This window comes from Nonomuraea sp. NPDC050202 (genome assembly GCF_040656115.1).
In the GTDB taxonomy this organism is placed as follows: domain Bacteria; phylum Actinomycetota; class Actinomycetes; order Streptosporangiales; family Streptosporangiaceae; genus Nonomuraea.
Window position 1 is genome coordinate 88,988 of sequence record NZ_JBFALF010000025.1, and the last position, 12,520, is coordinate 101,507.

A 12,520-nucleotide genomic window follows, 5' to 3' on the forward strand; every position below is an offset into this window, starting at 1 on the left:
GCCAAGGCGGATAGACTGAGGTCACCGCATTCGCCTATGGGGGGTTCTCACGGTGTCTGAATTCGACACAGTGCTGGTGGTCGACTTCGGCGCACAGTACGCGCAGCTCATCGCCAGGCGGGTGCGCGAGTGCCACGTCTACTCCGAGATCGTGCCCTCGACCATGCCGGTCGAGGAGATGATGGCGAGGAACCCGAAGGCGATCATCCTGTCCGGTGGTCCCTCCTCGGTCTACGCCGAGGGCGCCCCGCCGGTGCCGCACGGCCTGTTCTCCACGGGCGTGCCGACGTTCGGCATCTGTTACGGCTTCCAGGCCATGGCCCAGGCGCTGGGCGGCGAGGTGGCCCGCACGGGCGTCGCCGAGTACGGCGGCACCGCGCTGGAGGTGCTCGACGAGGGCGTCATCTTCGCCGGCCTGCCCGCCAGCCAGACCGTGTGGATGTCCCACGGTGACAGCGTGGCGGCGGCGCCCGAGGGCTTCGCGGTGACCGCCTCGACCCGCGAGACGCCGGTCGCCGCGTTCGAGAACGTCGAGCGCGGGCTCTACGGCGTGCAGTTCCACCCCGAGGTGCTGCACTCCGAGCACGGCCAGGCCGTGCTCAAGCACTTCCTGGAGGCGGCCGGCTGCCGCCCGTCGTGGACCATGCTCAACATCGTCGAGGATTCCGTCGAGGCCGTGCGCCGCCAGGTGGGCGACGGCCGGGCCATCTGCGCGCTGTCGGGCGGCGTCGACTCCGCGGTGGCCGCCGCGATCGTCCAGCGTGCCATCGGCGAGCGCCTGACCTGCGTGTTCGTCGATCACGGCCTGCTGCGCAAGGGCGAGGCCGAGCAGGTCGAGCGCGACTTCGTGGCCGTCACGGGCGTCAAGCTGCGCGTGGTCGACGCCTCCGACCGGTTCCTGAAGGCCCTGGAGGGCGTCACGGACCCGGAGGAGAAGCGCAAGATCATCGGCCGCGAGTTCATCCGCGTCTTCGAGGACGAGCAGCGTGCCATCATGGCCGACGGGCCGGTGGAGTTCCTGGTCCAGGGCACGCTCTACCCCGACGTGGTCGAGTCGGGCGGCGGCACCGGCACCGCCAACATCAAGTCGCACCACAACGTCGGCGGCCTGCCGGAAGATCTCCAGTTCAAGCTGGTGGAGCCGCTGCGGGCGCTGTTCAAGGACGAGGTGCGCCGGGCCGGCGAGGAGCTCGGCCTGCCGGCCGCCATGGTCTGGCGCCAGCCGTTCCCCGGCCCCGGCCTCGGCATCCGCATCGTCGGCGAGGTGACCCGCGACCGGCTGGCCATCCTGCGCGAGGCCGACGCCATCGCCCGCGAGGAGCTGTCCCGGGCCGGCCTCGACCGGCAGATCTGGCAGTGCCCGGTGGTGCTGCTGGCCGACGTCCGGTCGGTGGGCGTGCAGGGCGACGGGCGTACGTACGGGCATCCGGTGGTGCTGCGGCCGGTGACGTCCGAGGATGCGATGACGGCCGACTGGTCGCGGGTGCCGTACGACGTGCTGTCGCGCATCTCGACGCGGATCACCAACGAGGTGCGCGAGATCAACCGGGTGGTGCTCGACGTGACGAGCAAGCCCCCGGGCACCATCGAGTGGGAGTGACCCGCCCTCACAACGTTCGGGTCAGCAGGTGGGCCTCGCGCATCCGGCCGTCGTCGGTGAACCGGCCGAAGAAGTGCACGTCGATCGCGAGGTCCTTGCCGCGCTGCCGCACGTGCAGCGTGTAGCGGGCGGCGAGGCGGTCCCCGTCCATGACCGCCTCGTGCACCTCCATGCGGCTCTCGGGGCGGTTCTTGCGCACCGGGCGGGTGTGGGCGATGAGCTTGTCCCGGTCGATCCGGTTCCCGTCGGCGAATTGCACGATGTCCGGCGTGTGGTACCGGTCGATGATCACGGCCGGGTCCTCGTCGGTGTTCACCAGGTCGTCGGTCAGCGACGTCATGAAGTCGGCGATGAACGTCTTCGGGTCTGTCTTCATGATGCTCCCCATCACGGCCATAACTCTTACGCGCTGTAAGATATACACAGCCCATTAACTTGGACAAGGTGTAAGAGATGAGCTCACCCCCGACCCCGTCCCGGAACCGCCGCGCCGACGCCCGCCGCAGCAGGGCCGCCATCCTGGCGGCTGCCGTCGAGCTGCTCGACACCGACCCCGACGCCAGCGTCGACGCCATCGCCACCGCCGCCGGGGTGAGCCGGCAGACCGTCTACGCCCACTTCCCCTCGCGTGACCGGCTGCTGGCGGCCGTCCTCGACCACCTCACCGAGGAGACGGTCGCCGCGATGGACGCCACCGACCCCGGCAGCGGCCCGGCCGCCGAGGCGCTGCTGCGGCTGCTCGACGCCGGCGACCGCGCGGCCGGCCGGCACCCCGCCCTCCTGCCGAAGCTCGGCGCGCTGCCCGTGACCCCGCAGGACGACCAGGCCCGCCACGCGCCGGTCGCCGAGCTGCTGGAACGCGTCATCCGGCGCGGCCAGGAGGCCGGCGAGTTCGACGCTGGAATGCCGGCGAAGTGGCTGGTCACGGTCACGATCAGGCTCGCGCACGCGGCGAGCGAGGAGACCGCCGCCGGCCGGCTGTCCAAGGAGGAGTCGAGGCAGGCGCTCCACACCACCCTGCTGCGCGCTCTCGGCATCACCGCGTCGTGATCTGTATCAAACCCGGATCCACCGCCTCCTGAGTCACGGGGGCCGGTCGCTTCGATCCGGAGGAGAGCGCACAACGTGGGCGCGACACGAGAGATACACCGAATCCCGCGCGGCAACATCGCCTTCGCCATCCTGGCGGGCGAGCGCGCGCTGTCCGTGGACGGCGACCTGCGGGCCGCGCGTTACTGGTTCGACGCCGCCTACCAGGACGCCGAGCTGAGCGGCGACCCCGAGCAGCTGGCCCGCGCCGCCCTCGGGCTGAGCGGCGTGTGGGTGCACGAGCACCGGACCTGCGCGGACTGGGAGCGGGTACGCACCCGCCAGCGCCACGCCCTGCGGCGGCTGGACCCCCGCTCGGCGCTGGCCCTGCGGCTGCGCGCCAGGCAGGCCGCCGAGGAGGACTACCGCGCCGGCACGCACGAGACGATCCTCCGGCTCCTGTCCCTGGCGCGCGGCGCCGGTGACCCGGTGGCGCTGGCGGAGACGCTGGGCCTGGCGCACAACTGCCTGCTCGGGCCCGAGCACGGAGAGCGGCGCCTCCGGCTGGCCCAGGAGCTCATCGGACAGGCCGCGCGCACGGGGCGCCGGGGCGACGCGCTGATGGGGCTGCTGCTGCGTACCGTCGATCTGTTCCTGGAGGCCTCGCCCAAGGCCGAGCGCAGCCTCCAGGAGCTGCAGGGCATGCTGGCCGCCAAGGAGCACCGGGCCATCGGGTTCGTGGTCAGCGCGATCAAGGTGATGCTGACCATCCGCGCCGGCCGGTTCGAGGAGGCGGAGACGCTGGCGGCGGTCTGCGCGGAGCTCGGCGACGCGACCGGCGACGTCGACGCCACCGGCTGGTACGGCTGGCAGCTCGTCGCCATCCGCTGGCTCCAGGGACGCGGCGCCGAGCTCGTGCCGGCGCTGTCGGAGATGGTGCACTCGCCCACCCTCAGCGCCCTGGACAACTCCTACCTGGCCAGCCTCGCCGCGGCCGCCGCCGACGCGGGCGACCGCCGTACGGCCGAGGGACTGCTGGCCCGGCTGCGCGGGCCCGACCTGCCGCGTTCCAGCACGTGGATGACGTCGATGTACTTCATGGTGGAGGCCGCGCACCTGCTGCGGGACGCCGACACCGCCGCCCACGCGTACGCCGCGCTCGCCCCGTTCGCCGACCTGCCGGTCATCGCCGGTCACGGCGTGGCCTGCCTCGGCTCCGCGCACCACCCCCTGGGCGTGGCCGCGCTCACTCTCGGCGAGGTGGACCGGGCGGTCGGGCACCTGCGTGCCGCCGTGCGGCAGAACCTGGCGCTGGGACACTGGCCGGCCACCGTGCTGTCCCGGCACCGGCTGGCCCAGGCGCTCGCGCTGCTCGGGGGCGACCCCGGCGACGAGGGGCCCGGCGCGGCGCGGGAGGCGGCGGAGCTCGGCATGGTGCTGCCGAAGGCGGCCACGCGGCCGGACGAGGCCGGCGGCTGCCGCTGCCGGCGGCGCGGCCTGCACTGGCTGCTGGAGCTGGACGGGCGCAGCGCGCTGGTCGGTCACAGCGTGGGCATGGGCTACCTGGCGACGCTGATGGCCAACCCCGGCCAGGAGATCCCGGCGATCGACCTGGCCGCCGGCACGGACGCCGTCAGGAGCGCGGCGAACTCGGCGCAGCCGGTGCTCGACGAGGTGGCCAGGCGCACCTACAAGGAGCGGCTGGCGCGGCTGGAGGGCGAGCTCGGCGAGCTGGAGTCGAAGGACGACCCCGAACGCGCCGCCACGCTGCGCGCGGAGCGGGAGTGGCTGCTGGCCGAGCTGGCCGCGGCCACCGGCATCGGCGGGCGGGCGCGGCCGTTCACGGGCAGCGAGGAGCGGGCCAGGGTCGCCGTGGGCAAGGCCATCTGGCGGGCCGTGGACCGGGTCTCGGCGGTCGATCCGTCGATCGGCGAGGAACTGCGCGCCACCGTGCGTACGGGGGCTCGCTGCTGTTACCGGCCTCGTTGAGCGGGCAGGGCGGCCGGAGCGGCCGGAGCGGGCCCGTCCCTGGCGACCAGAGCGGGCCCCGTCCCTGGCGGCCGGAGCGGCCCCGTCCCTGGTGAGAGGTCCGGGCCCTGGCGGCAGGCCCGTGCCGCCACTCCGTCATGCGCGCGCATACCCGCGATAATTATGGGAAGAGAGGCTTCTCCTGGGCCAACGCGGACCGCGGTTGGCAAGGGGATGCCCGTGACCCGCGGTTCGGAAGGAGTGGCGAAGCCCGCATGTCCCATGCGAGCGAGTACGGCAGGCAGCCGTTGGTGTTGCTCGTCGAGGACGATCCGCAGGACGCGTTGATCGTCGAGGAGCTGCTGGAGGACAGCGGTATTGCCGTGCGCCTGGAGTGGGCGCGTTCCGTGGACGAGGCCCGGCGGGCCCTGGTCCGGTTGCGGCCCCAGTGCGTGCTGCTGGACCTCGGCCTGCCCGACGCGTACGAGTTCTCGGCCCTGTCCGCCGTGATCGAGGAGGCGGGTGACGCGGCCGTCGTGGTGCTCACCGGCCTGGCCGAGGAGCAGGCGGGGCTGGCGGCGGTGACGGCGGGCGCGCAGGACTACCTGGTCAAGGGCCGGGTCGAGGCCGAGTGGCTGGGCCGGACGCTGCGGTACGCGATGCAGCGCAAGCAGGCCGAGCAGGCCGCCGTGGCGCTGCACGCCGAGCGCATGCGTGCCAAGGAGAACGAGCGGCTGGAGCGCGGCCTGCTGCCCACGCCGCTGCTGCAGAGCATGCCGATCGAGGTGGCCTCGCGCTACCGCCCCAGCAGGGGTTCGGCCACGCTCGGCGGCGACTTCTTCGACGTCGTCGAGTCCGACGACAAGGCCGTGCACGCGGTCATCGGCGACGTCTGCGGGCACGGCCCCGACGAGGCCGCGCTCGGCGTCTGCCTGCGCATCGCCTGGCGGGCGCTGGTGCTCAGCGGCGTGACGGGGGCGGCCCTGCTGCGCAGGCTCGAACGCATCCTGGAGGCCGAGCGGCCGGGCACGGACATCTTCGTCACCATGTCCACGCTCGTCCTGGAGCCCGACCAGCGCACGGTACGGATCTGGCGCGCCGGCCACCCCGGCATGCTGCTGCACGACGGCGACACGGTGAGCCTGGCCGACCCCACGCACAGCCTCGCGCTCGGCCTGCCCGTGGAGGCCGACTGGCACCAGGACGTGCTGGAGCTGCCCAAGGGCGGCGGCCTCACGCTCTACACCGACGGCCTGTTCGAACGCCGCCTGCCCGGCGCGCCGCCGCGCTGGCTGGGCGAGGAGGGGCTGCTGGAGCTGGCCCGGCGGCACGCGCACCGCGACGGCGAAGGCTTCCTCGACGCGCTGATCGCCGACGTCGAGGAGGTCACCGCGCCCGACGCGCCCGCCGACGACCTCGCCGTGGTGCACCTGCGGTGGAGAGAGCGAGCATGATCGACGCGTCCCGCCTGCGCCGCCTGACCGTGCACGGCTGGTTCCTGGTGATGATCGCGGCCTTCACCGTCCTGGTGGCGGTCTGCGCGGTGATGGGCGCCGTCATGATCGAGCGTACGAGCAGCCTGTCCGACGAGCTGACCACGCGCATCTCCCCGGCCGCGATCGAGGCGTCCCAGATGCAGAAGGCCCTGATCGACCAGGAGACCGGCGTCAGGGGCTTCCTGCTGACCGGCAGGCAGGAGTTCCTGCAGCCGTACGCCGAGGGCGTGGCCGCCGAGCAGCTCAGCAGCGCGCAGGTGGCCGCGCACGTCGGCGACCGGCCCGACCTGCTCGCCGAGCTGAACGCCATCAGCGACAAGGCCGCCGCCTGGCGCAGGGACTACGCCGAGCCCATGACCGCGGAACGGCGCGACGACGGCAGCGTGCCCGGCGTGACGGTGGAGGCGGGCAAGCAGGCGTTCGACGAGATCAGGACGATGCTCGAACGGCAGAACGGCCGCCTCGCGCAGCTCCGCGAGAGCTCCCGGGTGGAGCTGTTCCGGGCCGAGCAGCTGCGCAACTGGGCCTTCCTGGCCATGCTCGTGCTGTTCCCGCTGGCCATGGTGGGCATGGCCGTGCTGCTGCGCCGCGCGGTCGTCCGGCCGCTCGACCAGCTCCGCATGGCCTCCCGCGAGATCGCGGCCGGCGACTTCGAGCACGCCATCCCCGCCAGGGGCCCGGCCGACATCCGCGAGGTCGCCGAGGACGTGGACCTGATGCGCGTACGGATCGTGCAGGCCCTCGGCGACTCCCACCGGCAGCAGGTGCTGCTGCGCGAGCAGGCCGCCGACCTCGACGCGCAGGCCGTGGAGCTGCGGCGCTCGAACGCCGAGCTGGAGCAGTTCGCGTACGTGGCCTCGCACGACCTGCAGGAGCCGCTGCGCAAGGTCGCCACCTTCTGCCAGCTCCTGGAGAAACGGTACGGGGAGGTGCTGGACGAGCGCGGCAAGCAGTACATCCGCTTCGCGGTGGACGGGGCCACCCGGATGCAGGTCCTCATCAACGACCTGCTGAGGTTCTCCCGGGTGGGCAGGGTGTACGACGACCGCGAGCCCGTCGAGCTGGAGGAGACGCTGGACAAGGTGATCGACGACCTGTCGGCTCCGATCGAGGAGTCCGGCGCCCGCTTCGAGCGCCCCGGCAAGCTGCCCACCGTCGTCGGCGACCCCACGATGCTGCGCCTGCTCTGGCAGAACCTCATCAGCAACGCCATCAAGTTCCGCGACCCGGCCCGCGAGCCGCTGATCCGCATCGGGTGCGAGCCCGGGGTGGACGGCTGGGATTTCTCCGTGGCTGACAACGGCATCGGCGTGGAGCCCGAGTTCGCCGATAAGATCTTCGTCATCTTCCAGCGCCTGCACAGCCGCGAGCAGTACAGCGGCACCGGCATCGGCCTGGCGATGTGCAAGAAGATCGTCGAGAACCACGGCGGCAGGATCTGGCTGGACACCGGCTACACCGGCGGCGCCCGGCTGTGCTTCACCCTGCCCGCCACCACCCTGCCCGCCACCACCCTGCCCGCCACGACCCAGTCCGCCACGACCCAGTCCGCCACTACTCAGCCCGCCACCACCCAGCCCGTCTCCACCCTGCCGGCCGACCCTGGCATCGACCACGAAGGAAACAGCTCATGACCGGGCAACCCATCGAAGTCCTCCTCGTCGAGGACGATCCCGGCGACGAGCTCATCACGCGCGAGGCGTTCGAGGACAACAAGATCCGCAACAACCTCCACGTCGTCAGGGACGGCCTGGAGGCGCTCGACTTCGTCTACCGGCGCGGCGAGCACGCCGCCGCGCCGCGCCCCGACCTGATCCTGCTCGATCTCAACCTGCCCAAGTACGACGGCCGCCAGGTGCTGGAACGCATCAAGGGCGATCCCGAGCTGCGCTCCATCCCCGTCGTGGTGCTCACCACCTCCTCGGCCGAGGAGGACATCCTGCGCAGCTACGAGCTGTTCGCGAACGCCTACGTGAGCAAACCCGTCGACCTCGACCGCTTCATGGCCGTGATCCGGCAGATCGACGAGTTCTTCGTCACGGTGGTACGGCTGCCCGGCCGGGCCCGGGTTTACGGCGGGGACGAAGGCATCTAGGCGCGCCCGCCGGGGTCCCGCCGCATGTCGATCGGCTCGGTCGGCGCGTCGTCCTCGGAGCCCGTCTCGGGGCCGATGGGCTCAGCCTTCGACGCCACAAGCGGTTCGAGCTCCTCCACGGGCTCCTCCGCGGGCTGTCCCGCGGGCTGTCCCGCGGGCGCCGGGGCGGCCGGCCGGCGGTGCAGCCGCCGCCTGAGCCCCTCCCCGGCCTCCGCCGACAGCCGCACCAGGCTCCCCAGGAACAGCGGCACCAGCAGCGCCCCCACGAAGATCGGCGTAGCCATGTAGCGGAAGTCCTGCGCCGAGATGTTGGCCAGCACGGCGAGCTGCTGCCCGGCCACCACCGCTGCCACCCCCAGCACGTACCGGTTGCGCAGCGCCCACGCCGCCAGCCCCACCGCCAGGTACGACAGGTACGCCCACGACGCCCCCCGCCACAGCACCCAGTCCCACTCGGGCATCAGCGCCCCGGTCAGCCACGGGTCGGCCACCTGGTTGAGCTCCATGGACAGCGGCCGCAGCGAGTACACCCACCGCCCGGGAAAGTCCGCCACCTTGTACGGCCCCACGTACGTGTCGGCGTTCGGCCGCCGCGACAACCGGTACGTCATCCCCCCGGTCACCTGCCCGTCCTGCACCGGCCGCCACGCGATCGCGCCCCGGCACAGCCGCGCGTCCACGACCAGTCGCGGCTCGGTGACCAGCAGCCGCCGCCACAGCTCCAGCAGCTCACCGGCGTGCAGGTCGGCCTGCTGCCAGCTGAAGTCCGTGCGCCAGATCAGCGGGTTTATCGTGTAGCAGGTGCCCCCCGCCCACCACCGCTCGATCGGCGCCACCGCCGACATGAGGCTGATGTCCTGCGGGGTGAACAGGTCGGGCCGCTGCCGGTAGGCGACCGCGATGTCCCCGTACGCGGTGTGGTAGACGTACGTCTTCGACGGCGCCACGATGCCGAACTGCGGGAACACCACGTTCGAGAGCATGAGCGGCAGCGCGGCGGCGAGCGTGCCGGTGAGCAGCAGCCGCAGCCGCACGGCCGGGACGAGCACCAACAGCGCCAGCACGGCCACGCCCGCGATGAGGAAGCCGTTGGCGCGGAAGAGCCCGAGCGCCACGAACAGCAGCGCGAGCCCGACGAGCGCGGGCACGCCGACGGCGCGCCGGGCGGCGATCCGCGCGCACAGGCCGGCGATGGCCACGGCGCAGATCGTGAACGGCACGTCCTTCCACAGCGTCACCGTGAACGCGCCCACCGGCGGCGCCAGCGGCATCAGCACGACCACCACGGTCGTCAGCAGCCGCGGCGCGCCCATCGCCTTCAGCGACTGCGCCAGGTAGGTCAGCGCCCCGGCCATGGCCGTGGTCTGCGCGAACGTGACGGCGCCCAGGTCACCGGTCTTGGTGAAGCTCAGCCACAGCAGCGCGTCGTAGACCACCGAGTGATCGCTCACCCAGGGCCCGACCATCGTGTGGCTGAGGTAGAGCACCGAGTCGCGGCTGAACAGGCCCGGGTAGAAGGCCGCCCACCAGCAGCCGAGTACGGCCTGGACGATCAGGAAGGTCGTCAGCGCGACCCAGGGCCTGCGCCTGATGTCTCTCCCCATGCTTTCATTCCCGAACTGAGGGGGGAACCGGTCAGAAGTAGCTCTCCCCTGGCGTCGGTCCCTTGCCGCGCAGCAGTGTGGGCACCGTGACGAGGTGGTAGCCGCGCTTCTTGAGCTCCTTGAGGATCTCCGGCATGACCCGCACCGTCTGCGGGACCACGTCGTGCATGAGGATCACGCCGTCGCGCTTGGCCGACTTCAGCACGGCCGCCTTGATCTTCTTGGTGTCCCGCAGGCTCCAGTCGAGCGTGGTGCCCGTCCACAGGATCTGCGCCAGCTCGGTCTGGCCCGCCAGCCCCAGAACCCGCTCGTCCGTTTGCCCGTACGGCGGCCGGAACATCGTCGGACGCCGGCCCGTGACCTCCTCGATCACGTCCTGCGTGACCTTGAGCTCGTCGAGGATCTCGTTGTCGGAGTGCGCGGGCAGCGAGGCGTGCGAGTAGGTGTGGTTGCCGATGGCGTGCCCGCGAGCGACGATCTGCCTGGCCACCTCGGGCCGCTCCTCCACCCGCTTGCCCACGAGGAAGAACGTGGCCTTGGCCTTCGCCTTGGACAGCGCCTTGAGCAGGGCGGGGGTGTCCTTGCCCGGCCCGTCGTCGAAGGTGAGCGCCAGGCACTTGACCCGGGCGCAGTCGACGGCGGCGGCCTGAGTGGCAGAGGCGGGCAGGGAGGTAAGAGCTAGGGAAGCCGCGAGTAGGGCATGCATCACCACACAGCAAAGCCTAGAGCCATCCTCGCCCGCCCATGCGTGCCCTGATGTCTCGTTCTGGGCACCTTCACCTGTTGAGCCGGGCCCGCAGGAAGAGGGTCACCCCCTTGAGCGACTTGACCGGCAGGTAACGCTCGGCGCAGACGACCGCCGACAGCCCCGCGTTCACCAGGAAGGGGGACTTGCGCAGGTCGCTGCCGCCGCTGGAGCGCCGCCGGTGGCGGGCCACGAGGGGGCGCAGGAGCACGTTCCAGCTCCAGATGCGGTCGATGGTCAGCCCGGCCTTCTCGACGACGACCGTGAGCGAGTCGCGGCCGTAGCGGCGTACGTGGCCGACGGCGTCGTCGTGCGGGGACCACAGCGACATGTCGCACGGCACCGCGATCAACGCGTGCCCGCCGGGCGCCAGCACCCGGGCGATCTCCTCGGTGACCAGGTGGTCCTCGCGGATGTGCTCCAGGACGTCGAACGCGGTCACCAGGCTCACGCTCGACGTCTCGAACGGCAGCGCCCGCGCGTCCGCCCGGACCGCCTTGAGCCCCCGCTTCCTGGCCGTCTCCACCGCGCTCTCGCAGTGGTCGGTCGCGGTCGCGTCCCAGCCCGCCTCGACCAGCACCTTGGTGTTCCCGCCGCCCGCCGCGCCGACGTCCAGCGCCCGGCCTGGACGGCCCAGCCCGCGCAGCTCCCTGCGCAGGATGGCGCGGCGCTCGCGGTACCACCAGTGGGTCTCCTCTAGCGCGATCAGGCGGCGGATCTCAGTGGTTTCCATCGATCATTTCCTTGTCCGGGAGAAGACCCAGCGGAGCAGGGCGAGCAGGCAGTACGCGGCCGCGACGGCGCCCGACTCGGGCGCGGCCCCCTCGGCGGGCACGCAGAGCACGGCCGCGGTGGTGAGGGCGTAGAGAACCGCGCATCGGGTCGCGGCGCGCAAGGCCGACCGGCGGCGGGCCGTGCCCCTGACGATCCCCGCCAGGAGGAGCGCGCCGAGATTCGCCACCGCCGGTGACCACATTTCTCGTAACGGGAGATACGCCAGCGCATGCAGAATTCCGGGGAATATCGCGATAAAAGCAGAAATGTCGAGCATTGGCCGGGTCAGTACCGCGTCCGGATGCGCCGGCGCCGGCTCCGGCCTGCGTACCTGCACCCGTGCCCGGCCCGTGGACATCGACCAGGCCACCCTGGCCAGCCCCTTCAGGTCGTCGACGGCCGTCCTGACCACCTTGACGCGGGAGTCGGCGTCCTCGATCCAGTCGACCGGCACCTCGTGCACCCGCAGCCCGTTGTGCTCGGCCAGCAGCAGCAGCTCGGTGTCGAAGAACCAGGAGTCGTCCTCGACCTTGCGCATCAGCGGCCTGACCACGTCCGTCCTGGCGGCCTTGAACCCGCACTGCGCGTCGCTGAACCGGACCCCGAACCCGTGCCTGAGCAGGGCGTTGTAGCCCCTGGACACCACCTCGCGGCGCAGCGAGCGGCGCGTGCGCGCGCCGGGCGCCAGGCGGGTGCCGACGGCGAGCTCGGAGTGGCCGCCGGCCACCGCCGCCACCAGCGGGAACAGGGCGTCGAGGTCGGTGGACAGATCGACGTCCATGTACGTCACGACGTCGGCAGGGCTCTCCTGCCAGGCCGCCCGCAGCGCCGCGCCCCGGCCCCTGATGTCCAGCCGCCGGGCGTGCACCTGCTCCAGCTCCCCGGCCAGCGCGGTGGCGACCCGCCAGGTGCCGTCGGTGCTGCCGTTGTCGACGATCGTGATCCGCCACGGCAGCGGGAACCCGGCGTCGAGGTAGGCGGCCAGCGTGCGGACGCAGCCGGGCAGCGCGCGCTCCTCGTTGAGCACGGGGATGACGATGTCCACGCTCGCCGGCCTGGCCGCGGGATCGAGGACGCGGGGGCTCGGCTCCATGGCGGCACGCGTGTCCATAGGCTCCCCTGATCTGCTCGTGGCCGTGGGTCCACGGAAATGGTGCTGGGGGAGTCCAGCGGGGCGCGTGCGGCTTTTTCCTTACCATTCCGAGAAGC

At 72.1% G+C, this 12,520-nt stretch carries 11 protein-coding genes; 6 read left to right on the plus strand and 5 right to left on the minus strand.

The annotated features are described in order from the left end of the window. The first annotated feature begins 52 nt into the window (after positions 1-52). Positions 53-1,600 (plus strand): glutamine-hydrolyzing GMP synthase, encoded by a 1,548-nt coding sequence (gene guaA / locus AB0I79_RS43860; RefSeq protein WP_357886336.1) that lies wholly within the window; start codon positions 53-55, stop codon positions 1,598-1,600. A 7-nt stretch (positions 1,601-1,607) separates the two neighbouring features. Here the strand turns inward: guaA and AB0I79_RS43865 are convergent, their stop codons facing one another. After that, a complete protein-coding gene (locus AB0I79_RS43865; RefSeq protein ID WP_357886338.1) occupies positions 1,608-1,976 on the minus strand; it encodes a nuclear transport factor 2 family protein in 369 nt (122 codons plus the stop codon). A gap of 77 nt (positions 1,977-2,053) precedes the next feature. On the opposite strand from AB0I79_RS43865, the gene AB0I79_RS43870 reads away from it, so the two are divergent. The 5 genes from AB0I79_RS43870 (at position 2,054) to AB0I79_RS43890 (ending at position 8,188) form a co-directional block, all read left to right on the plus strand. Next, positions 2,054-2,650 (plus strand): TetR/AcrR family transcriptional regulator, encoded by a 597-nt coding sequence (locus AB0I79_RS43870; protein WP_357886340.1) that lies wholly within the window; start codon positions 2,054-2,056, stop codon positions 2,648-2,650. Positions 2,651-2,725: 75 nt separating this feature from the next. Continuing rightward, complete coding sequence (locus AB0I79_RS43875; protein WP_357886342.1) at positions 2,726-4,618, plus strand: hypothetical protein; 1,893 nt, start codon at positions 2,726-2,728, stop codon at positions 4,616-4,618. A gap of 254 nt (positions 4,619-4,872) precedes the next feature. Beyond that, a complete protein-coding gene (locus tag AB0I79_RS43880; RefSeq protein WP_357886344.1) occupies positions 4,873-6,051 on the plus strand; it encodes a fused response regulator/phosphatase in 1,179 nt (392 codons plus the stop codon). Beyond that, positions 6,048-7,727 (plus strand): CHASE3 domain-containing protein, encoded by a 1,680-nt coding sequence (locus AB0I79_RS43885; protein WP_357886345.1) that lies wholly within the window; start codon positions 6,048-6,050, stop codon positions 7,725-7,727. Before AB0I79_RS43880 ends, AB0I79_RS43885 begins: the two co-directional genes overlap by 4 nt. After that, positions 7,724-8,188, plus strand: a complete 465-nt coding sequence (locus AB0I79_RS43890; protein ID WP_357886347.1) for a response regulator — start codon at positions 7,724-7,726, stop codon at positions 8,186-8,188. Before AB0I79_RS43885 ends, AB0I79_RS43890 begins: the two co-directional genes overlap by 4 nt. On the opposite strand, the gene AB0I79_RS43895 is transcribed toward AB0I79_RS43890, so the two are convergent. The 4 genes from AB0I79_RS43895 to AB0I79_RS43910 all read right to left on the minus strand — a co-directional run bounded on the left by AB0I79_RS43895 (position 8,185) and on the right by AB0I79_RS43910 (position 12,422). After that, positions 8,185-9,792: a hypothetical protein gene (locus AB0I79_RS43895; protein WP_357886349.1), complete on the minus strand. Its 1,608-nt coding sequence runs from the start codon at positions 9,790-9,792 to the stop codon at positions 8,185-8,187. The genes AB0I79_RS43890 and AB0I79_RS43895 overlap by 4 nt on opposite strands. 31 nt (positions 9,793-9,823) lie before the next feature. After that, positions 9,824-10,498, minus strand: coding sequence for a polysaccharide deacetylase family protein (locus AB0I79_RS43900; RefSeq protein WP_357886465.1), 675 nt, complete (start codon positions 10,496-10,498; stop codon positions 9,824-9,826). A 70-nt stretch (positions 10,499-10,568) separates the two neighbouring features. Continuing rightward, a complete protein-coding gene (locus AB0I79_RS43905; RefSeq protein WP_357886351.1) occupies positions 10,569-11,270 on the minus strand; it encodes a class I SAM-dependent methyltransferase in 702 nt (233 codons plus the stop codon). 3 nt (positions 11,271-11,273) lie between these two features. Continuing rightward, positions 11,274-12,422, minus strand: a complete 1,149-nt coding sequence (locus tag AB0I79_RS43910) for a glycosyltransferase (protein ID WP_357886353.1) — start codon at positions 12,420-12,422, stop codon at positions 11,274-11,276. Between the last annotated feature and the right edge of the window lie 98 nt (positions 12,423-12,520).